The sequence below is a fragment of the Shewanella litoralis genome (genome assembly GCF_009828585.1).
Lineage (GTDB): Bacteria > Pseudomonadota > Gammaproteobacteria > Enterobacterales > Shewanellaceae > Shewanella > Shewanella litoralis.
This window is the reverse complement of the sequence record NZ_WSRZ01000003.1, coordinates 161069-182705: the sequence shown is the minus strand read 5'-3', so window position 1 is coordinate 182705 and position 21637 is coordinate 161069. Positions and strand designations below refer to the sequence as shown.

18 protein-coding genes are annotated in these 21637 nt (G+C 41.6%); 3 read left to right on the top strand and 15 right to left on the bottom strand.

Annotation, left to right across the window (positions count from 1 at the left end):
* Positions 1 to 46: 46 nt before the first annotated feature.
* Complete coding sequence (gene ubiD / locus GQA99_RS04740) at positions 47 to 1528, bottom strand: 4-hydroxy-3-polyprenylbenzoate decarboxylase (protein WP_160052715.1); 1482 nt, start codon at positions 1526 to 1528, stop codon at positions 47 to 49.
* Positions 1529 to 1669: 141 nt separating this feature from the next.
* On the opposite strand from ubiD, the gene GQA99_RS04735 reads away from it, so the two are divergent.
* Positions 1670 to 2287, top strand: coding sequence for a hypothetical protein (locus GQA99_RS04735; RefSeq protein ID WP_160052713.1), 618 nt, complete (start codon positions 1670 to 1672; stop codon positions 2285 to 2287).
* Here the strand turns inward: GQA99_RS04735 and GQA99_RS04730 are convergent.
* From GQA99_RS04730 to GQA99_RS04720, 3 genes are all read right to left on the bottom strand, one after another.
* Positions 2257 to 3585, bottom strand: coding sequence for a GGDEF domain-containing protein (locus tag GQA99_RS04730; protein WP_160052712.1), 1329 nt, complete (start codon positions 3583 to 3585; stop codon positions 2257 to 2259). The two genes, GQA99_RS04735 and GQA99_RS04730, sit on opposite strands and share 31 nt — an antisense overlap.
* A gap of 3 nt (positions 3586 to 3588) precedes the next feature.
* Positions 3589 to 4596 carry an ABC transporter substrate-binding protein gene (locus GQA99_RS04725; protein ID WP_160052711.1) on the bottom strand — a complete coding sequence of 336 codons (1008 nt, stop codon included), beginning with the start codon at positions 4594 to 4596 and terminating at the stop codon, positions 3589 to 3591.
* A 202-nt stretch (positions 4597 to 4798) separates the two neighbouring features.
* On the bottom strand, positions 4799 to 7837 hold the full coding sequence (locus GQA99_RS04720; RefSeq protein WP_160052710.1) for a CHASE domain-containing protein: 3039 nt from the start codon (positions 7835 to 7837) through the stop codon (positions 4799 to 4801).
* 170 nt (positions 7838 to 8007) lie between these two features.
* Here GQA99_RS04720 and GQA99_RS04715 point away from each other — a divergent pair, with 170 nt between their 5' ends.
* The gene (locus GQA99_RS04715) at positions 8008 to 10467 is read left to right on the top strand and encodes an EAL domain-containing protein (RefSeq protein WP_160052709.1); all 2460 of its coding nucleotides are present in this window, start codon (positions 8008 to 8010) and stop codon (positions 10465 to 10467) included.
* A gap of 9 nt (positions 10468 to 10476) precedes the next feature.
* Positions 10477 to 13593: an ATP-binding protein gene (locus GQA99_RS04710; RefSeq protein ID WP_160052707.1), complete on the top strand. Its 3117-nt coding sequence runs from the start codon at positions 10477 to 10479 to the stop codon at positions 13591 to 13593.
* A gap of 1205 nt (positions 13594 to 14798) precedes the next feature.
* On the opposite strand, the gene GQA99_RS04705 is transcribed toward GQA99_RS04710, so the two are convergent.
* From GQA99_RS04705 to kdsC, 11 genes are all read right to left on the bottom strand, one after another.
* Positions 14799 to 15050, bottom strand: a complete 252-nt coding sequence (locus tag GQA99_RS04705) for a transposase (protein WP_160052706.1) — start codon at positions 15048 to 15050, stop codon at positions 14799 to 14801.
* Between the two features lie 20 nt (positions 15051 to 15070).
* A complete protein-coding gene (locus GQA99_RS04700; RefSeq protein WP_160052705.1) occupies positions 15071 to 15223 on the bottom strand; it encodes a hypothetical protein in 153 nt (50 codons plus the stop codon).
* Positions 15224 to 15698: 475 nt separating this feature from the next.
* Entirely contained in the window at positions 15699 to 15968 is a 270-nt protein-coding gene (locus GQA99_RS04695; protein WP_160052704.1) for an HPr family phosphocarrier protein, read from the bottom strand.
* 20 nt (positions 15969 to 15988) lie between these two features.
* Positions 15989 to 16852: an RNase adapter RapZ gene (gene rapZ, locus GQA99_RS04690; RefSeq protein WP_160052703.1), complete on the bottom strand. Its 864-nt coding sequence runs from the start codon at positions 16850 to 16852 to the stop codon at positions 15989 to 15991.
* The gene (ptsN, locus tag GQA99_RS04685) at positions 16849 to 17292 is read right to left on the bottom strand and encodes a PTS IIA-like nitrogen regulatory protein PtsN (protein WP_160052702.1); all 444 of its coding nucleotides are present in this window, start codon (positions 17290 to 17292) and stop codon (positions 16849 to 16851) included. Before ptsN ends, rapZ begins: the two co-directional genes overlap by 4 nt.
* A gap of 2 nt (positions 17293 to 17294) precedes the next feature.
* The gene (hpf, locus tag GQA99_RS04680) at positions 17295 to 17582 is read right to left on the bottom strand and encodes a ribosome hibernation promoting factor (RefSeq protein ID WP_160052701.1); all 288 of its coding nucleotides are present in this window, start codon (positions 17580 to 17582) and stop codon (positions 17295 to 17297) included.
* Between the two features lie 24 nt (positions 17583 to 17606).
* A complete protein-coding gene (locus GQA99_RS04675; protein ID WP_160052700.1) occupies positions 17607 to 19091 on the bottom strand; it encodes an RNA polymerase factor sigma-54 in 1485 nt (494 codons plus the stop codon).
* A 128-nt stretch (positions 19092 to 19219) separates the two neighbouring features.
* On the bottom strand, positions 19220 to 19951 hold the full coding sequence (lptB, locus tag GQA99_RS04670; RefSeq protein ID WP_160052698.1) for an LPS export ABC transporter ATP-binding protein: 732 nt from the start codon (positions 19949 to 19951) through the stop codon (positions 19220 to 19222).
* The gene (lptA, locus tag GQA99_RS04665) at positions 19948 to 20529 is read right to left on the bottom strand and encodes a lipopolysaccharide transport periplasmic protein LptA (RefSeq protein ID WP_160052697.1); all 582 of its coding nucleotides are present in this window, start codon (positions 20527 to 20529) and stop codon (positions 19948 to 19950) included. The genes lptB and lptA overlap by 4 nt, the downstream gene beginning before the upstream one ends.
* Positions 20516 to 21076, bottom strand: coding sequence for an LPS export ABC transporter periplasmic protein LptC (lptC, locus tag GQA99_RS04660; protein WP_160052696.1), 561 nt, complete (start codon positions 21074 to 21076; stop codon positions 20516 to 20518). Before lptC ends, lptA begins: the two co-directional genes overlap by 14 nt.
* Positions 21073 to 21636: a 3-deoxy-manno-octulosonate-8-phosphatase KdsC gene (kdsC, locus tag GQA99_RS04655; RefSeq protein ID WP_160052695.1), complete on the bottom strand. Its 564-nt coding sequence runs from the start codon at positions 21634 to 21636 to the stop codon at positions 21073 to 21075. The genes lptC and kdsC overlap by 4 nt, the downstream gene beginning before the upstream one ends.
* Position 21637: the final 1 nt, after the last annotated feature.

Sequence of the window (21637 nt, the reverse complement as noted above, 5' to 3'; positions counted from 1 at the left end):
CATTCAATTATTTATAGCCAATAGCATCCTAATTGGATCACTCTGGTTACAGCGTAGGTCTTTCATCAATACCAAGATCATCCCAAATTTGGTCAACTTTTTGTTTGACCTCTGGGTCCATCACAATTGGCGTACCCCATTCTCGGGTGGTTTCACCTGGCCATTTGTTTGTTGCATCTAAACCCATTTTTGAGCCTAACCCTGCTACCGGAGAGGCAAAATCGAGATAATCGATGGGGGTATTATCGACTAGCATGGTGTCGCGTGTCGGATCCATACGGGTTGTAATGGCCCAAATCACATCTTGCCAATCACGACAATTGACGTCCTCATCAACAATAACAATGAACTTAGTGTACATAAATTGGCGTAAGAAAGACCACGCGCCCATCATGACCCGTTTAGCATGCCCTGGGTATTGTTTGCGAATCGATATTACTGCCATACGATACGAACAGCCTTCTGGCGGTAAGTAAAAGTCGACAATTTCAGGGTATTGCTTACGCAAAATAGGCACAAATACTTCGTTTAATGCCACGCCCAACATGGCTGGTTCATCAGGTGGACGACCGGTATAGGTGCTGTGATAAATGGCATCTTTACGGTGAGTGATATGAGTGACGGTAAAGACAGGAAACGAGTCGGTTTCGTTATAATAACCTGTGTGATCGCCATACGGGCCTTCTTCCGCTGTTTCGTCTGGGTCAATATAGCCTTCAAGAATAATTTCGCTGGTGGCAGGCACTTCTAAATCACAGCTAATAGCTTTGCAGACTTCGGTGCGCTCACCGCGCAATAAACCGGCAAAGGCGTATTCGCTCATTGAGTCTGGTACAGGCGTTACTGCGCCTAAGATGGTCACAGGATCGCTGCCCAGAGCGACTACTACAGGGTAACGTTCGCCAGGGTGTTGTTGTTTAAAGTCTTTAAAGTCTAACGCGCCACCACGGTGATCTAACCAGCGCATAATGAGCTTATTTTTGCCTAAAAGCTGCTGACGATAAATCCCCAAATTTTGGCGTTTTTGGCGTGGGCCTTTGGTAATGGTTAAGCCCCAGGTGACCAATGGTGCAACATCGCCTGGCCAACAATGTTGAATAGGTAAAGCGGTGAGGTCGACTTCATCACCGGTTTTAACCACTTGCTGGCAAGGGGGATTGCGCACTGTTTTAGGCGGCATGTTGAGCGCTTGCTTAAACATAGGGATTTTAGCAATTGCATCTTTAAAGCCGCTTGGTGGTTCTGGCTCTTTTAAAAAGGCCAGCAGTTCGCCTACTTCACGCAGTGCCAATGGATCGTCTTTGCCCAATGCCATGGCAACGCGTTTTGGGGTACCAAATAAGTTTACCAATACTGGCATGGTGTGATTTTTAGGATTTTCAAAAAGCAGTGCGGGACCACCTGATCGTAAAACGCGATCAGCAATCTCAGTCATTTCTAAATAAGGGTCAACAGGGTAGCTAATACGTTTTAGCTCGCCATTTGCTTCTAAATGATCGATGAAGCTGCGTAAGTCCTTAAAACTCATGTTTACCGCCTGAATATCAAATCCAATATGGCGCGCACTATAGCATTTTTCTAATTTAGGGTTAAGCCAAAATGGAGGATATCGACTTTATCTCGACTTAGCGTAAAATGAACTGTGTCGATGACGACGTTGAGGTGACCCATGCAAAAAATTAAATCCCCATTATTGCTGAGTGTTGTAGCGGTAAGTGCTTGTTTATTAACTAGCGTATTTGTACCTGCTCATGCTAAAGCACCACTCGATAATGATAGACTGAATCGCGAGTCACATTCGGTGGGTAACCAACATGACGGACGACGCCATTCACAGTACCATTCTCGCCATCGTGATCCCTGGCGTTTGGGCTTAGGTTTAGGGTTAAGTCATGCCTGGGGATGGAGTCATGGTTTGGGAGTTCACAGCGGCTGGGGTATTAACAGTGGTTGGGGCCCAACTTTTGGTGTGAGTTGGCCGTATGATGTTAACTCACGCTATGACTATCGCCGACAAAATCAGACCTTTTATCCATACTCCAGTGTGAGTGTTGCGCCAACAACTCGTTACCGGGTTATAGATGAGCCTGTGATTGTGCCTACTCGTGTATCTACACCGCAACAATTAACGACAGCAACTCAGGTCAATAAAGGGTTACGCAGTTTACCCGAGAATGCCAAAGTCATTCAACGTGAGAGCGGCACTGTGTATGAGTGGCAAGGGGTGGAGTATTATTTTGACTGGAATACGCAAACTTACGAGCTCGCTAAGGTTGATATGCCATGATCGCCGGCGTAGTAACAATATTCTATGCTGTTGTCTGCTTTGGCTTGGTACATGGCGGTGTCGGCAGCGCTGATTAACTCTCTGCTACTCAACCCATGTTTAGGGAGAATGCTAACACCGATACTGGCACCTACTTCTAGGGTGTGAGGTCCAATGTTAATCGGTTGTTTGATGATATTTAAAAGCTGAGTTAATTTTTGGTCGATATCAATTGGTTCAGCAATTAAGTCTAGCCACACAACAAACTCATCACCGCCGAGTCGGCCTACAATATCCGTCGCTCTAAGATTTCCTAATAACCGTTGAGCGAGGGTGACAATAACCTCATCCCCTATGCTGTGACCTAACGTGTCATTGATTTGTTTAAATTTATTTAAATCGATAAACAGTAATGCTGCTTGATCGTCGGAACGCAAATCCCTAGCAATGGCACTGTCGATTTTTTTAATAAAAGCGCGGCGATTATAGATACCGGTTAACTCATCATGCTCAGCCAGAAAAATAAGCCTGTCTTGCTGTTCAATCAATTTATGTGTTTGCCGGTCGACTTCTTGTTTAAGGCTGTCTTTTTTGACCGTAATTTGAGTTAGCGAGTGCTTCATATTATTAAAATTACTCGCCAATGCTGACAGCTCATCGTCGTCACTAAATACAATTCGACTGGTTAAATCACCAGAGGCAAGCGCTTGCATGCCTTGATTTAATGAATATAAACCTTGTCGAAAACGGACTAAGGTCATAAACGACCATACGGTGATTAATGTTGTGAGTACTAATAATACTAGCCCAACCAACCATAATAACGTTTGCTGTTTACTTTTTGCGTGTTTAATCGATAGCTGATGCAGATTAAACATTTCTTCGGTCATTTCTTCAATAACCATGCTGTATTTAGCTTTAAATAGGCGCTCAGCCGTCAATGTAACATTATCATCAACATCGGTATCGTGATGACTGTTTTGAGTGTTGATTAGTGCTCTGACGTTGGTGTTAAGTCTATTAAGGTTTTGGATGATGATTTTTTGTTGCACATCCCAATCGATATCTTGCGATAGCTTTTCCGCTAATTCTGCCTGGCGGTTATTGAGTTCAACAAGCCCTTGTTTATCTGTATATTCTTGATATAACCATAATTGGCTGCGCAAGCTGTCTATACTGAGTTGTAGCTGCATTGAGTAATTGAGTTGACGATAAATTTGTTGTTGATAATTATGCACTTGAATAAGCGATAACCCGACAATCAATGTCAATATTGAGCACAGTATGGCGGTCAATTTTAGGCGCTTTGATAGCATCATAACTTACCAGCCGGCCTCTTGGTTATTAAAGGTTTCAAGTAGTTGCCGGTCAAATACTTGTCTGAAATCGACTTGATTTTCTTTAGGCACTAATTGGGTATCAATAGCCCACTGGCTTTGGGTTTGAATGTTAGAAAACAGTGCGTTACTGAGTGATAATCTAAAAGTATAGTCGTCCCATGAGTATTGGAGTTGTGATGGCGTAATATTTAATGCTTGGCTGAGGATCATTTGGGCTTGTTTGGGGTGAGTGTGAATATAAACCGTGGCATCATTTATAGCTTTAAGCAGTGCAAGTTTACGATTTTTATTAACACTGGTATTTTTAAGGCCGATTAAATTAAATGACAGATGATATAAACCACGGCTATTAATAATTTCAGGTTTTTGCGAAATATGTTCGGACAACATATAGCCGAGCGGCTCCCAAGCCGAAATGATGTCTACTTTATTATTGAGTAATGCCGGTATGAGTTGATCTTGGGGTAAATATATACGTTCGATAGGTAAGTGAGCTTTATTATACATAATGAGCAAGCTGTCTAAAAAAAACTCACTGGCACTGCCTTTAACAATACCAATGCGCGCATTAGCGATATGGTTAAGTTGTCGATATTTATCTGGCGTTAAGCTGAGTAATTTAACGTCATTGTCTGATTCAACAAAGCTGGCTATTACCGAAAAATCAGTTCGCTCAAAACTATTGAACATCACAACGGTTTCAGAAGCAGTTGCAAAATCAACTTGTTGATTAATTAAGGCATTAAAACACTTAACTCCACCATCAAGCCTGACAAGTTCCACATTGAGATTATTATCGGCAAAAAAGCCCATTTTCTCTGCAATAAAAAAGGGGGCTGATAATGGTGTATTCGATACGGCAATAGTAATAGGTTCTTTTGATGTAGCCTTTAGCGATGTTGATTTAGCTGAAAAATCACAGCTAATAATACAACATAAGAGGCTAATGTTGATGATGGTAAAAACACACTTTTTAAACGCTGCTGTCATTAATTACTTTCAATCAGTATGGGGTATGATTAAGTGTAGTAATGTTAACAATTTTTGTTGGTATATATTTGTGTTATTTCGTCTTTATTTAATAAAATCAAACCCCAGCACTAATCCCTAAGTATTAGTGGGCTATAGTTTTATACAACTTTTTAGTTGTGTAAGCCTAGGCGCGCATTAAAAACCTAAAATGGCAGCGCTATCAATATGAGTCTGAGTGATACTTTTGCAGTATCTTAGGCTGAATATTTTTGAGGATCTCTTGCGCTTGTTCGAATTTAAGATTTTTGACTAAGTGCGCTAATAATTCGTGATCATTTGGTTCAATAACCTGAAGAATATGGGAAATATTGTCAAAGGTGTTGGTTGCGTTCATATTAAAGGTGTCAATTTCTCCTTGTAAAGTGGTAAACAATAGCAGCACCTCGTCGTTAATGGCTGTCGATTGCTGCCTAGTTGGCTCGCTTGCTGCGGGAACTGCGCCTTGCAGTTGATTGAATAAGCTTTGTGCGATAGGTAATACGAGGTTTATTTGCTCGACAAGGGCGGTATAACCTTGTGCTAAATCGTAATTCTCGTTGTTTTTTATCTCTGCTTCCTGTTTTTTAGCAAAGTGAGAGAGAGCCGTGAACCCCAATGTTGCAGATGAACTTTTAAGGGTATGAAACATCATTTTGAATTCAGCATTAGCGTTTGTCGATAATATATCTAATGCAGTGTATTGAGATAAATCCTCCATAAACAGTTCGAGTGCTTTTTGGTAAACCGTTTTATTATGACTAAGGCGTGATAATGCACCTTGATAGTCGATATTTTGCTGCTCACAGTAGGCTTCAATACTGCTGGTTATTACCCCTGCAGAATGATCATTGTTAGGGGGAGCAATATTGTCATCACGCGTGACTGAAGTGTAGGATTGGTCGATTGGTTTTATCGGTAAGGTGTGTTCAGTGCTTAACTCTTTAGCTGCTGCGTTCATCGCAGGACGATTATAATGCTTTTCCTCGATGTGTTTTGCTTCAATAAAGGTAAATTCAACTTCATCAATGGTGATCAGTGACGCAGATATTCGCACAGACAGGGATGGGTTATTGAGAGTATGAATTTGGTAGCCAATTTCGTTATTATTCCCATCAAGTAAACTGAGCTTTAAATCTTGCCATGTTTGCTCGCTGTTGTGCACGAGTATGCTGTCGATATTTTTGCTTTGTATGTCTTTACTGCCATACCCTAAAACTTGCTGTGCATGTTTATTGCTATGAACAATATAACCGTCTTTATTGACCCACAATAAGATGTGTTGCGAGAAATCGACCGCACTGCTTATTAAATGCAGTGTCTTTAATATGGCATTCTTTTCAGTTAAGTCCTCTACCACAAATACAAACCCGGTCGTGCCTAATGTACGAAGTTTCATTGCTGATACATGTAAGTATACCTGCTTATAATCGCCATACTTTTGCTTGATATTGCATTGTAATAAGAGATGATCTTGCTGTTGCAAGTACTGATGTAAAAAACTGAATATTGTTTGACTGTCTTGAAGGATAACCTCGGGTTCTCTTGTGTCGTTATGGGCAACATTGAGTATCTCGACATTTTCTATCAGCGCAGTAAAATTATGAGTACCAACCATGTCATCGTGATCAAAGCGAAGGCTCTGTTCTGCGCCACGGCTAAAAAAGGAAATTAACCCTGTAGCGTCGGTGGCGATAACAACCACTTTACTGCTGTTTAGTATGTTTTGTTGGAATAACGTTGCCTGTTCAATTTCTAGCGTATTTTCATCTACTTGGTTTTTTAGTTCACTATTGTGTTGCTGTAATTGACGTTGCAATAATTTGAAATCAGATACGTCATTGATGGTAAAACTTGCCCCTAAAAAGTGCTGATCTTTCAACAGTGGCGTTATGTCTAGTACCAGGTAACGAGATTCTATTGTGTTATTGGGTTGGTAAGTCAACTCTATTTTAGTGACACGTTCTCCTCGGGCGACTTTTTTAAAATAGCCTATTAGGGTATCGGGTGAAATACTCTCGCTTAAGTAATGGATGATGGGTTTTTTATAAGAGGCATTACTGAGACTAAACATCGTTGCTGCAGAGTCATTCCAATTTAACATCGCAAAACTGCTGTCTACCCCGATTAAACACTCCGATGAGTTATCGATAAAAGAAGACAAAGATATTTTTTGCCTAATATTGTCCATTCGTCGGGTGATAAAGCGTAATAAACTGTGGAGTACCACAATTAATAATAATGTGGCGAGCAGCGTAATAAACAGTATACGTTGCGGGTCGGCTAAATGGAGATTGCTTATCCATTGTGTCGAAGGGGTAAATTTGACTTGCCACTGACGGCCATATATTTGTATTTGCTGTTGGTGAGTATGCTGATTATCAGTGGTTGTTGGCGCCGCAGTGCTGGGGACTGATGTGAAAAATTGCACATTATTTGTTGGACTAATATCGGTTATCTCGAGCTTTATGCCGTTACTTTGCTCTGTTAACGTCGCGAGGATTTCATTTATCAGCAAGGGGGCATAGACCCAACCAAGTACTTCTGGAGGCGCCAACGCAGGGGAATTCAGTGGTGCAAAAATGGGCAGTAAGAGTAAAAAACCATGGTTTACTTTGTTGTTTGCTTGCACCAGGGTTATGGGGGCTGTGAGCGTTACACTGCCAGCAATTGCTGATGATAACGCGGCAAAGCGGCGGCTTTCTTCCGAGCCTATATCAAGTCCGAGTGACTCCACATTAGGGCGTTCCGGCTCAATGTATTGCACAATAAACAATGGGTCTTGTGGTACGCCAAGCTGCTTTATGTTGAATTCTTGGCTACGCTCAAGGTTGGCTTGTTGTAAAAATGTCTTTAAGTCTTTTTTAGGCACAATTTTTATTACGCCAAAGCCTCGAGCTCCCGGAAATTCTCTGGCGTAATCCCGACTATGAAAGTAAGCTAAGTTGTGTGAGTAATGAAAGTGTTCAAGGCCAATAGTGTTGATTGCTCCGCGTAAGCCCTGTAAACCATATTCAAATTTGTTGACTCGTTCGACCACCTCTTGACTGACTTTGTTTAGGTGTTGAGTTAAGCTGTTTTTTAGCAACACTGCATTGTGTTTTTCGGTATTGCTCATAAGTGTAAATGCGGTAAAAATGCCAATGATAAGCAGTAAAATAGAAGTTAGGTTTGCCCACTTGTAAGTGTTGAACTTTGCATCGCTTTTAACCGTATTAAGCATAGTGTTACCTGTGTTGAATGTGCGTTGCTGAGTCAATGGTGAAAGGCTGCATGTCGTTAACTGTAACCGCTTATTACTTGCCAATACAATGTAATATAAAGTAAGTCGTTAAAAACCTAACAATATATTAGGTAAATGGATGTTGTGACGTAAAAAGGAGTAAGGCGATAATGTTGTTGTCGGGTTTAGCTAATACAGTTTATCGAATTTTAATTATTGATGACGATATTCAAAATATCTTTGTTTTAGAGGATATTTTAGCACCGTTAGGTAATATTTATTTCTCAGAGTCTGGCAGCAATGCATTGGCGTTAGTGGATAAAATTAAGCCTGATGTCATTTTGCTTGATATTGAAATGCCTGATATGGATGGATGGCAAGTATGCAATGCGCTTAAATCCAACCCGCGATACCGTGATATTCCGATCATTTTCATTACTGGTCATACGGAACCCGAGTTCGAAAAGCTGGCACTAGAAAGTGGCGGTGTCGATTTTATCACTAAACCTTTTAATGCCTCTATTTGTTGTTTGCGCGTGCATACCCAACTTAAGATCCGACAACAAAACCACCTGATTATCAAAGCGAAAGAAGAGCTACAGCAGTTGGTTAACCAGGTGCCTATGCTGATTACCTATTGGGATAATGAAGGGCATAATTTATTTAGTAATGATTACTCTGGCGCCTGGTTTGAGTCACTATCGGGGCAAGTCAGTGGCAAGCATATTTCGACTATCTTTCCAAATGAGCTGAGTCGTGCTGTGTTGATGCACCAGCCAAACGTCACTAGCGACCCATTAAAATATATCGTCACCGTAATCGATAAGCTTGGAATGAGTTTCTATGAAGTCTTTCAATCTAAGATGAAATCAAGCGCAGGCGTCGATGGCTACCTGGTGACTGTTGTTGATGTCTCTGAAGTTAAGCATGCAAAACAAGCCTTATACTCAGAAAAAGAACGTTTACGGGTCACATTAAATTCTATCGGCGATGCGGTGATTGCAACTGATACTAAAGGGCTCATTACTTTTATGAACCCGATAGCTGAGCGAATGACTGGCTGGCGAATTAAAGAAGCATTACATCAAAAAATTGAAACAGTAATGCAATTACGTGACGCCAACACTCGCCATACCTTGTTAAACCCGCTGTACATTGCATTGCGTGAACAACGTATTGTGGCAATGGCATTAAATAGTCAGTTAACCGCTCGAGGCGGTCAAGTTTTTGCTGTTGAGGACTCTGCAGCGCCTATCCGTAATGAAAATGGTGAAGTTATTGGCGCCATTATGGTGTTTCATGATGTGAGTGAAGCAATGGCTATGGCGATGAAAATGAGCCATTTAGCAAACCATGATCAACTTACCGATTTACCCAACCGTATTTTATTGCAAGATCGCTTAAGCGTAGCCTGCTCAACAGCCAAGTCTTTTGGTAGTAAGGCTGCGGCATTACTCGTCGATATTGACCACTTTAAATACTTAAATGATTCACTTGGGCACCAACTGGGTGATGAGATGATTTGTTTAATGGCACAGCGTTTGCGCTCACTCATTCCGCCTTCGTACACGTTAGCGAGGTTAGGTGGTGATGAGTTTGTCATTCTGATGAGTGACACCCACTCGGTTGATGCGACATCGGTGTTAGCTTCTAAATTAGTCGAGGCCATGCACGAGCCCTTTACTCTGGCTGAGCAAAAGTTCAGTGTGTCGATCAGTATCGGCATTAGTGTTTATCCAAATGATGCTGCCGATGCTGAAGAGTTAATGCGTCATGCCGATGTGGCGATGTACAGAGCTAAGCAAGAAGGCCGAAATCGGTTTAGTTTCTTCTCTCATGATCTAGAAAGTAATATTCGTGAGCGGCACCAGTTAGAAACCTGCTTACGAAATGCCATCGCGAATGATGAACTCCTTGTTCATTATCAGCCTAAATTTGATTTAGCCACTAAACACATTGTCGGCGCAGAGGCCTTAGTGAGGCTGGTGGGGCCTGATGGTGTGTTTATTTCGCCAACAGAATTTATCCCTTTAGCCGAAGAGACAGGGTTAATTATTAAACTGGGCAAACAAGTGCTACTTAAAGCCTGCGCTGAAGCCAAACACTGGCTCGATATGGGGCAGGTCATCCCGGTCTCGGTTAACGTTGCAGTGGCACAATTCTCGGATCCAAATCTTGCTAATCTTATCGAAAAAGCCTTAACGGATTATCAGTTACCCGCCGAATTGTTAGAGCTTGAAATCACTGAAACGGCATTAATGATTGATGCCGCAGAAATGCAAACTAAGTTAAGTCAGCTAAAATCGTTAGGGATAAAGATTTCGATTGATGATTTTGGCACAGGGTATTCGAGTTTATCTTACTTGAAAAAATTTAATGTCGATGTGATGAAAATTGACATGTCATTTGTGAAAGACATGCTCAATAATAAACATGATTATGAAATTGTAAAAACGATTATTTCATTAGGCAAATCAATGTCACTCGCGTTAATTGCTGAAGGTGTAGAAACCGAAGAACAGCGCCTGGCATTGCTTGAGCTTGAATGCACGATGGGACAAGGGTATTTACTGAGCCGTCCGTTATCTGCAGATGACTTTAACGCATTTTTGTTTGCGAACGAAAACTAAAGGAAAACTATGCTCAAACAATGGTTTGACAGTAGTAATAAGGCTAGATACAAAACATTGTCTTACCTAGGTTATTTTGTCATTGGCAGCTGCTGTTTGATGTTTTATTTGGTGTTTTCTCATTTTGCCAAGCAAGCGATAATCGACAACAATAAGAAGACCCTAGTCCAGCTCAGTCACACAGCGACGCAAGAAATGACTAACGTCTTTGATGTGTATGCTAATAAGGTATTGTTTTTACATTCTACCGCCTCGGTTATGGGGATCAGTCGAACATTGCAACATGGCGGTATTGATCCTATCGATGGCACGACAACCGCGCAATGGACACAACGTTTACAAGACATGTTTAGCGCGTTCATTCAAGCTAACCCAGAAATGCGTCAATTACGCTTTATTAGCCGTTTAAATAACGGTCAAGAAGTGGTTAGAGTTGAGCGGCGTAATGACAGGATTATTGTCGTACCTGAGGGCTTGTTACAAGAAAAGGGTAATTCGGAATATTATTCTGATATTGCCGCGTTAAATGGCAATGAACATTATATTTCTGATATCAGTTTAAACCGCGAGTATGGGGTAATTGAAACACCTATCTGGCCAACATTTCGGGTTGCAAGGCCAATGTTTGATGATGATGGTCTTTTTTTTGGTTTTGTTATCGCTAATATAGACGCCAGCTTATTACTTGAACAATTACAAAGAGATTTTAAACATTCGTTGTTTGAGTTAGTCATTTTAAATACGAACGGTTATTTTATCGCTGCGCCAAATCAAGCAATGCAGTTTGGTTTTGATTTAAAGGCTCCTCACGCGACATGGCAATCACAAACCGACCATGCTCCACTGCCAACGTCAGGCAATATCCAATCAGTTAAGCTCGACGAACACAATTATTGGTCTATTGGTGAAACCATTTTTTTATCGACTAATAACGACAGGCAGTTAACGGTAATTGGTTTATTTTCAGAAACGGCGGTGGATACATTATGGCAACCGCAACGTAATTTAATACTGTTATTGATGCTGGTTATTTACGGCATTATTGTGGCGATAATTCTGGTGTATCAAAAATATGTCAATAAAATTATTGTGTTGTATGACAGTCAGTCTTTATATCAAGCCATTATTGCAGGTTCTTCTGATGCTATTATCAGTATTGATCGCCAAGGCCGTATACTCAGTTGGAATGAATCGGCAACGTTTTTGTTTGGCATTGCTCAAAGCCAAGCAATTAAGGCTAATTTAATTGATGTTATCGATGAAGCGGTCAACACTTGCGATGAAAAGAAGCTTACCTCGCGTTTAATTGCAGATGTGTTTGATGCCAAAGAGCATATGATGGTCACAGTGGAGTCGGCATTTAATGAATTGCAAACTAAAGTCTTGACGGTAAGTTTGTCGCCTGTGATTGCCATGAATTCAAAACAAATAAGCAGTATCTCTGCCATTATCCGTGATGTAACTGACTCGCGACGTAGTGAGCAAAAAATTCTGCAGATGAATGAATCACTAGAGCAACAGGTGATATTACGGACCCAAGAGCTCGAAGCAGCAACAGCAGAAGCTATCTCTGCGAATCAACTCAAGAGTGAGTTTGTGGCTAATATTAGTCACGAAATACGCACACCTCTTAATGGGATTGGCGGTTTAGTTGAATTACTCAAGCGCGAGCATTTATCTGAGAAACAACTCAGTTACTTATTGATGGCCAAAAATAGCATTGCCACACTGACAGTATTGATAAATGACTTGCTGGACTTGTCTAAAATTGAGTCGGGCAATTTACAAATTGAGCTAGATGCTTTTGATTTACTCGAAAATGTGTGTGGTGTGATTAATATGATGTCGATTAGGGCCGAGGAGAAAGGCTTGATTTTATTACTCGACAGCGTTGAATTAAGGCACAGAAAGTTAATTTGTGACCCCTATCGAATAAAACAAATTTTGGTTAATCTTATTGGCAATGCGATTAAGTTTTCAGCGCAAGGCCATGTGGTTGTCAAGGTCAGTACGCGCGCTTTTGACAATCAACCCGACAATATCCTTGTTGAATTTTCAATTATCGATAACGGTATTGGCATATCAAAAGAGCAGCAGCAAAAATTATTTAAACCTTTCATTCAAGCTAATGGATCCATCACCCGCGATTTTGGCGGCACGGGATTAGGCTTATCCATTTCGAAACAATTAGTCACGTTACTGGGCGGCGACATTGGTGTGAGTAGCGTGTTAGATCAAGGAAGTACTTTTACGTTTAGCGTCTGTGCTCAGCAAAATCACGATATCCTTAGCAAACCTATTTTGATGCCCTTTGCTCATCAATCGGTACTGATTTTTATTGCTGACAATCTGACCGCCAGTATCATGCAAAAACATTGCGAGTCTTGGTCGGCTCATGTCACACTCATTGAGTCTTATCAACAACTTATCACTGTTTATGCCCTGGGTCATACGGATGTCGTGATTGTTGATAATAGTTTAGTGATTGGTGACACAAAACAATGGACCCAGCAATACCATGAACAAAAAGGCGCGTTATTGTTAATGATAGGCCGCGATGAAGTGGACATTGCTGTACTTGAAAACGCCTATTGTAAGCATCTCATTAAACCTGTATTGCCTATTCAGCTTATCAATGTATACAGTAAGCTGTTAAGTGAAAATAGTGAACGTCACTCTACATTAGCGCAATTAGATGACAATGTTGCTCCTGAAGTCAAAGAGAAAAAGTACCGAGTTTTGGTGGTTGATGATAACCAAATTAACCGCATTGTAGCTGAAGGATTATTAGAAGAATTACCTGTCATTGTTCACACTGCAAATAATGGTGCTGAAGCGATCTCCTTTTTACAAAACATTACGCATAAAAATGAATTAGATTTGGTATTGATGGATGGGCAAATGCCGGTATTGGATGGCTATAAAGCCACCGAGCTTATTCGTAATGGAGAAGCGGGTGAGTTAATGACCGACGTGACGATTATTGCGATGACAGCAGATGCTATGGCAGGTGATCGCGAAAGGTGTTTAAGCCTAGGCATGAATGACTTCATTTCTAAACCGATAGATAAAGGTGCTTTTTTACACAAAGTGATGTTTTGGCTAGAGCAAACAGAAACACATTAGATAACTGTGATGTTGGTCGTAACAGCAACCTAGTTGTGATAAAAATAAAAGCCCCAGAGCATCCTTTGCTATGGGGCTTTTGTTTGCATTGCCTGCGCTTTTTTGCTTATTGCTTAAGTCCTTTATCCTTCTTAGAGGATATTATTAATGGATAAAGCTCAATTCTGCCTACGGCATGAATAAAAGTGACGTTATTGGATATAGAGTCTGGGGACCCAATAACGCCTGAACTGTTGTGTTAATTGCGGGGGCCTTGTAACAGGCTCGCCGGCCATTAACGGTAAAAAAATAAAGCGGCAAGGATGCAAGATGCTGTGCGCTTATTGTTATTAGTCTGTTTGCTGTGCTATCGACGTGCTGGGGGCTAGTTGATAATACGGTCAAACATCCTTGCCATAACATAGGTAGAGCAGCATTAAATGAACCACACTGTATCTACGTAAATAAAAATGACGTTATTGGATATAGAGTCTGGGGACCCAATAACGCCTGAACTGTTGTGTTAATTGCGGGGCCTTGTAACAGGCTCGCCGGCCATTAACGGTAAAAAATAAAGCGGCAAGGATGCAAGATGCTGTGCGCTTATTGTTATTAGTCTGTTTGCTGTGCTATCGACGTGCTGGGGGCTAGTTGATAATACGGTCAAACATCCTTGCCATAACATGGGTAGAGCAGCATTAAATGAACCACACTGTATCTACGTAAATAAAAATGACGTTATTGGATATAGAGTCTGGGGACCCAATAACGCCTGAACTGTTGTGTTAATGACTATGTTCGTTACAGCAACACACGGCATTAACGGTAAAAAATAAAGCGGCAAGGATGCAAGAAGTTTTGCGCTTATTGTTATTAGTCTGTTTGCTGTGTTATCGACATGCTGGGGGCGAGTTGATAATACGGTCAAACATCCTTGCCATAACATGGGAAGAGCGGCGTTAAATGAATCGCACAGCATCTACTCGAATAAAAATGACGTTATTGGATATAGAGTCTGGGGACCCAATAACGCCTGAACTGTCGCGTTAATGACTATGTTCGTTACAGCAACACACGGCATTAACGGTAAAAAATAAAGCGGCAAGGATGCAAGATGTTGTGCGCTTATTATTAGTATGATGTTGTTGCTATTTGCTTTGTATTATCCGTTTGCTGGGGAACCAACCGATAATACACTCATACATCCTTGCCAAAACGGGTTTGGCTTAACTTGCCATTGTTTGTAATTGTTGACTTAACTGAGTAATTTTTTGCTGTAAAAGCGCGATCTCTGACACAATTGCACCGCGGTTTTCAGCTTTGCGGGTTTCGCTGTGTTTAACCCATTTGTATACCGTTTTTGACGATACGCCATATTGTTTAGCAACATCAGATAAAAGGCGATTATGCACTTTTACTTCACTAATCACTTGATGTTGAAAGTCCATAGGGTATTGTCTTGCAGTTGAAATACTCATTAGATTGATTCCTTAATGCTTTATTTGTATTTGCTAGAACGGGATTCAACTTCATCCCATTGGCTGCAACCAAGATGCGCTAAGAAAAAAATGTTTTGACGGCATTGTTCAACCAGCTTAGCCACCATGCCATTAACTGATTTAATATTCTGACCTAGGTTCATTTTACTCATCGCTATCTCCTACAAATGACAATGGACTGCTTAAAAATCAAACTACTACTTAGTAGGTATGTAATCTCTATATGAAAAGTGTGTGCCAACTTTTTAATTTATTTTAAATTGTTTTATTACAATGGCTTATGCTTTTATTGTTGTTTTTTGATATTTGCCGGTTTGTTTTAATTGGTGCAATTGCACTAATTTGGTGAACAAATAGATTAGCTCTTATTGTTCATTGTGAAGCATTATGACGACCGTTTATGGCAATAAAAGGTCATGTTAATGACAAAATTAGGACACGGTGTGATACGGATGGTGGGTTAAGCGTTTTACACTAGATGAGTTTGTTGGGTATATTGTAGGGGTAAAATGTGGGGGTATATCGAGTCATCTCGACACATCAATGCCGTCGCGAGCCTCAATTAGGTTAACAGTTTGCCTACACATTTCTGATAAAGTGCAGTCGACTCGGTCAAATAATAATCCCCTAGCAGGACTCATCGAATTTATCGTTAATCAGATTACACACAGCATCTAATGCTGTCGCTGCATCAGGGCCTGTCGCGGTGACGGTGATCATTTTCCCGATGCCACTCTCAAGCATCAATAAGCCTAAAACACTGGCTGCACTGGCTTGTTTGTCGGCCTGGATTAAGGTGATTTCAGCATCAAAGTCAGCAGCTAATATGGCTAACTTTGTTGCTGCACGGGCATGTAAACCCAATTTATTTGAGATGGTCACTTGGCGCTTAAGCATGACTAGCACTCCACATAGGGCTAAAGCTTATCTTCACTAATGTTGAGCTCTCTGTGGCGTGCATTGACAGTGTGTTTACTGCCTTGTCTAAACCGCTTTGCGAGTTGATCGGTGATATAAACGGAGCGATGCTGCCCGCCAGTACAGCCTATCGCAATGGTTAAATAACTGCGATTATTACGCTCTAGATGTGGCATCCAGGTTTCGAATAGATTTTCGATTTGCCAAATAAACTTATTCACTAAAGGCTGACGGCCAAGAAATGCTTGCACTGGCTCATCAAGACCGGTTAATGGTCTTAATTCTATTTCCCAGTGTGGGTTAGGTAAAAAGCGCACGTCGAACATAAAGTCAGCTTCTGTGGGCATACCATGTTTAAAGCCAAATGATTCAAAATTTATCACCAGCTCTTTATCAACACTGCCGAGCAATATTTGTCTGACTTGATCGCTTAACTCGTAAATATTCAGTGCTGACGTATCGACATAATGATCAACCATTTTAGCGATAGGCTCGAGTAAACGGCCTTCTAATTTAATCGCTTCTTGTAATGAGATATGGTTTTTTGATAGTGGGTGTAATCTACGGGTTTCGCTGTAGCGCTTGAGTAACACTTTATCACTTGAATTTAGAAAGAAACTGATGATTTCGGTATCAGGTTGCAGTATTTCAAGCTGCTCTTGTAATACTTTGCCTTGTTCGGCGATATTGCGCACATCGACACTGATGGCAACAAGGTCATTACTGCCTTTTAATTGTGCTAGTAAGGTGCCAATGAGCGGTAATGGCAGGTTATCAACGCAGTAATAGCCTAGATCTTCTAGTACTCGTAAAGCTACTGATTTACCTGAGCCAGAGCGCCCTGATACGATGACAAGTTTCATGCCGTAATTACCTGATAGAGTTCTGTTGAGTCGTGGATTTTGCGCAGCTGTTTTAACACTTGTTTGTCGCTGAGCTTTTGGGCCATAGACGACAAGGTGCTTAAATGTTGCTGGCATTGATCTGCAGGTACTAACAATGCAAATAAGACATCGACAGGTTGTTTATCAATGGCATCGAAAGCAATGGGTTCTTCGCACTTTACAAAGATCGCAATAGGATGATCGATTGTGGTCAATCGGCCATGCGGTATTGCAATACCATTACCTATACCTGTGCTACCCATTTTCTCTCTCGCAAGTAGGCTTTCAAACACCTCTTGCGAAGACAGGGTCGGGTACTGGGCAGCGACTAAGTCGCTGATAAGTTCCAGTACCTTTTTCTTACTGCCCGGTGTGGCACAGGTGGTGCATTCCGGCTGCAGGATGGTACAAAGTTCCATCGTTAGTGTTTTGTATACTTCTCTTTGTGTTTAATTACCTGACGATCGAGCTTATCTATCAGGGCGTCTATTGCTGCATACATGTCTGTATGTTCTGACATTGCAAAAATCTCTCCGCCATTAAGGCTGACTTTGGCTTCTGCTTTTTGTTGTAACTTTTCTACGTTGAGTACAACGTGAACATTATTGATCTGATCGAAGTGCCGTTCAAGCTTTGAAAACTTCTCCTGTACGTATTCACGCAAAGATTCGGTTATTTCAACATGATGCCCTGATAAATTTATCTGCATTACACTTCTCCATTGTTGAGTGATTTATAAACTCTTACGTTGGTTTGAGGGTGGGATCAGCATTGCCTCACGGTATTTTGCAATCGTACGACGAGCAACGTTTATGCCCTGTTCGGCCAGCAGTTGCGCCATTTTGCTGTCGCTAAGCGGCTTTTTCTGATTTTCAGCAGCAACCAACTTTTTAATAAATGCGCGGATTGCTGTTGATGAACATTCTCCGCCATCGTCAGTGCTGACATGACTAGAGAAAAAGTATTTTAGTTCAAATAGTCCTCGCGGGGTGTGCATGTATTTTTGGGTGGTCACGCGCGAAATGGTCGATTCGTGCATTTCTACCGCTTCTGCAATGTCGTTGAGTACCATAGGTTTCATGGCTTCTTCGCCATATTCAAAAAAGCCCTGCTGAAATTGCACAATGCAATGGGCTACTTTTAACAGGGTATCGTTACGGCTCTCAAGGCTTTTGATAAACCACTTTGCTTCTTGTAAATGCCCGCGAATAAATTGCGTGTCAGATGGGTTTTTACTGCTACGTGCCATAGCGGCATATTGTTGATTAACCCCAATTTTAGGCATGTTATCTGGGTTTAATTCAACCACCCAGCGGCCATTCTTTTTAAACACGGTGACATCTGGGATCACGTATTCGTCATCGGTCGCGGTGATCAATAGCCCTGGGCGTGGGTTAAGAGACTGAATTAAGGTTATGGCATCGCGTAATTCATCCTCTTTTAGGCGAGTTTTACGCATTAACAATCTAAAGTCGCGCCCAGCAATTAAATCCAAATAGTCTTTAATGAGCATTCGCGCATTGTCAATATGCGGCGTGTCACTAGCGTATTGAGCTAATTGGATGAGTAGACATTCGCTTAAGTCACGTGCTGCAACACCAACAGGATCAAAATGCTGAATTCGCTTTAATACCGCTTGAACCTCATCAAGTTCAACGCTTTCATCGCCCATCGCTTCTAATATTTCTTCGGTGCTTTGAGTGAGATAGCCGCGTTCATCAATTGCATCAATAATGGCTGTTGCGATGGCAAGATCGGTCTCAGAAAACGGAGTTAAGTTTTTTTGCCACTCAAGGTGCTCATACAAGCCTTCAGTGGTTTCCCCTTGAAAAGGCATATCATCGTCGCGCATGCTGGCACTGCCAGAACCTGACATCGGTGAGGCGGTGTAGACTTCATCCCAGGTGGTGTCCATGGGCATGTCGTCCATGGTTTCTTTACTGATGGATTCGGTGGTGTCGACAGTTGAAGTATCTTTTTCGACACTCACATTGCTGTTGTCACTGAAATCGGTGTCTGATTGATCGCGACTTTCTTTTAATGGGTCTTTAGCTTGAGAAAATTCATCTTCTATTTCAAGTAATGGATTAGAGTCCAGTGCTTGTTGGATTTCTTGCTGTAGCTCCAATGAAGATAACTGCAGCAAGCGGATGGCTTGCTGCAATTGTGGGGTCATCGTAAGGTGCTGACCCATTTTAAGTTGGAGTGACGCTTTCATTTACCGCTTATCCCTAGATGATTTCCATAAAAATAACAATCTCGAAAAAATGTAATGGATTGTCACGTACGTCAATGATGTTTAGCACTGTTTAGGTATCGTTCAATGAGATGAAGTAGATAGGCTAACTATAGCTTGAATTGTTCACCTAAGTACACTGCTCGAACTTGTTGATTGCTCAAGATCTCTTCAGGCGTACCTTCAGCAATTAAATTGCCCTGGCTTACAATATAGGCTCTTTCACAAACATCGAGTGTTTCACGAACATTGTGGTCGGTGATCAGTACCCCTAACCCACGACTTTTTAGCTGTTGAATAATTTTTTTAATGTCGATAACTGAAATTGGGTCAACACCTGCAAAAGGCTCATCAAGTAAAATAAACTTTGGATTGGCCGCCAGTGCACGCGCAATTTCGACTCGGCGACGTTCTCCACCAGACAATGACATACCCTGGCTGTCGCGAATGTGGGTAATGTGAAACTCTTCGAGTAAATGCTGCAGCTGCTCAATGCGCTCGTCATTACTGAGCTCTTTGCGAGTTTGCAACACTGCCATAATATTGTCGTGCACGGTGAGTTTACGAAAAATACTAGCTTCTTGTGGTAAGTAGCCAATGCCTTTACGCGCTCTAAGATGCATTGGATCGGCGGTGAGGTCGTCGTTATCAATTAAGATACGGCCTTTATCGCTTTTAACTAAACCGACAACCATGTAAAACGTAGTTGTTTTACCGGCACCATTAGGGCCAAGTAAACCGACAATCTGCCCCGTTTTTACAGTTAAGCTGACGTCTTTTACGACTTGACGCGCTTTATAACTTTTGGCTAGGTTTTCAGCTGTTAAGGTAATTTGGCTCATGGTTTGATCTGCTTGTTGACTGGGATCTCAGGCAGCTTTTGCTTGGGTGCTGACTCGTCCTGGAAATTTTCTGGCTGAATAATCGTGATGACACGATCTTGGCCTTTACCTGTGCTTTCAGCTATTAACTCTTGGGCTTTAATATTGTACTTAATCAGGTTACCCGTGACCTGGCTGCCAGCCTGGTCTAGTTTAGCGTTACCGGTTAATGTCAGCGTGGTTGTAGCGAGGTCGTAACTGATTTCGTTAGCGCTGGCAGTACCAATATTACCGTCGTCGAGTTCTTGAGAAAATGTTGCGGGTTTACCCGTTGCGATGAGTCGTTTTGACACGCTATTTTCAGGGGTAAATGCGCGCAGTTCGTCGGCATTAATATTGATGGTACCCTGTACAATAGTGACGGGGCCATTGAAGACAATTTGATTGTTTTTAATGTCAGCAGACTGGCTTACAGCAGCAATTTTCAATTCTTGTTTGAGATCACCTTGTTTTGCCATTGCGGGAATGCTCAGCAAGCAAAGTAAGCCACTTAATAGTAATGCGGCATTGGCGCGAGGATGTCGATTATTGTGACTCATATGTTCCTTCTACTTTACTGAGTAGCGATAATTTTTGCGTATTTAAGTCAGCATGCAAGCCTAAACCTTGAATCATAAACCCTTTACCTTTGATATACACCATCTCTTGTGAACTGCCTATCATGGTCGATAAATCAAGGGTTACAGCTTGCGTGGTCACAGACTGTAAAGGTTCTTCAATATCAATTGCATCGATAATAACATTATTTTCTAAGCTGACTTTATTACTCTGTTTATTTAATTGGCCATTGTCGGCACTAAGTTGCCATTGTGCTTGGCTATTGTCTGAGTAAATTAAGTACACGGGTTCAGTAAAGTGGGTGATATCGCTTGATGCATAATGTTCCATATGCTTTGCGGTAACTTTACTGGCAATTAATCCTTTTTCATTATATTCGGTGGTGCGTAAGTCATCGGCGATAAAGTCTGGTCGTTCAATACCGACTACTTTTACTGCTTCCATTTCACTGCGCTTTACTTGAGCTTGCCAATACAACACAAGGGCAAGGCCAAAGAATGCGGCAATCGCGACGGTGACTCTATTCATATACTCATACCGTGGGCACTGGCAAATTTATCCTGGCTTAAAAGCAGTAAATCAGTGAGCTCGCGAAGGGCACCATGGCCACCATTGATACTGGTAGTCATATGGCAATGTTGTTTGACAAATGGGTGACCGTCGGCCACACAAACCGCCAGACCAACGGCTTTCATTACGGGTAAATCAACCATGTCATCGCCAATGTAAGCCACTTCGTCAGGGGTGACATTGTACAAAGACAATAACGCCTCAAAGGGTTCAAATTTATTGTCGATACCTTGGTAAATATGTTTTACCCCCAGAGCGGTCATGCGAGTTTCAACGATTTTGGATTTTCGGCCCGTTATCACCGCAACATGAATGCCACTTGTGAGGACTGAGCGTACGCCATAACCATCACGTGTATGGAAAGCTTTTAACTCTTCGCCGGCATTACTAAGGTAAATTCGGCCGTCAGAAAATACGCCATCAACATCGCAAATGAGCAATTTAATTTTTTTAGCGCGTTGCCAAATATCGTCGCTGATTGGGCCGTAAAAACCTGAGTGAGTGGTTGTGTCTGACATG

Excerpts from the sequence above, each read along its gene's own strand:
- ubiD (WP_160052715.1), bottom strand. The coding sequence starts at position 1,528 with ATGAGTTTTAAGGACTTACGCAGCTTCATCGATCATTTAGAAGCAAAT.
- GQA99_RS04715 (WP_160052709.1), top strand. The coding sequence starts at position 8,008 with ATGTTGTTGTCGGGTTTAGCTAATACAGTTTATCGAATTTTAATTATT.
- rapZ (WP_160052703.1), bottom strand. The coding sequence starts at position 16,852 with ATGAAACTTGTCATCGTATCAGGGCGCTCTGGCTCAGGTAAATCAGTA.
- lptB (WP_160052698.1), bottom strand. The coding sequence starts at position 19,951 with ATGAGCCAAATTACCTTAACAGCTGAAAACCTAGCCAAAAGTTATAAA.
- GQA99_RS04695 (WP_160052704.1), bottom strand. The coding sequence starts at position 15,968 with ATGCTTAAGCGCCAAGTGACCATCTCAAATAAATTGGGTTTACATGCC.
- GQA99_RS04705 (WP_160052706.1), bottom strand. The coding sequence starts at position 15,050 with ATGAGTATTTCAACTGCAAGACAATACCCTATGGACTTTCAACATCAA.
- GQA99_RS04710 (WP_160052707.1), top strand. The coding sequence starts at position 10,477 with ATGCTCAAACAATGGTTTGACAGTAGTAATAAGGCTAGATACAAAACA.
- hpf (WP_160052701.1), bottom strand. The coding sequence starts at position 17,582 with ATGCAGATAAATTTATCAGGGCATCATGTTGAAATAACCGAATCTTTG.
- lptC (WP_160052696.1), bottom strand. The coding sequence starts at position 21,076 with ATGAATAGAGTCACCGTCGCGATTGCCGCATTCTTTGGCCTTGCCCTT.
- GQA99_RS04700 (WP_160052705.1), bottom strand. The coding sequence starts at position 15,223 with ATGAGTAAAATGAACCTAGGTCAGAATATTAAATCAGTTAATGGCATG.
- GQA99_RS04720 (WP_160052710.1), bottom strand. The coding sequence starts at position 7,837 with ATGCTTAATACGGTTAAAAGCGATGCAAAGTTCAACACTTACAAGTGG.
- kdsC (WP_160052695.1), bottom strand. The coding sequence starts at position 21,636 with ATGTCAGACACAACCACTCACTCAGGTTTTTACGGCCCAATCAGCGAC.
- ptsN (WP_160052702.1), bottom strand. The coding sequence starts at position 17,292 with ATGGAACTTTGTACCATCCTGCAGCCGGAATGCACCACCTGTGCCACA.
- lptA (WP_160052697.1), bottom strand. The coding sequence starts at position 20,529 with ATGAGTCACAATAATCGACATCCTCGCGCCAATGCCGCATTACTATTA.
- GQA99_RS04730 (WP_160052712.1), bottom strand. The coding sequence starts at position 3,585 with ATGATGCTATCAAAGCGCCTAAAATTGACCGCCATACTGTGCTCAATA.
- GQA99_RS04735 (WP_160052713.1), top strand. The coding sequence starts at position 1,670 with ATGCAAAAAATTAAATCCCCATTATTGCTGAGTGTTGTAGCGGTAAGT.
- GQA99_RS04675 (WP_160052700.1), bottom strand. The coding sequence starts at position 19,091 with ATGAAAGCGTCACTCCAACTTAAAATGGGTCAGCACCTTACGATGACC.
- GQA99_RS04725 (WP_160052711.1), bottom strand. The coding sequence starts at position 4,596 with ATGACAGCAGCGTTTAAAAAGTGTGTTTTTACCATCATCAACATTAGC.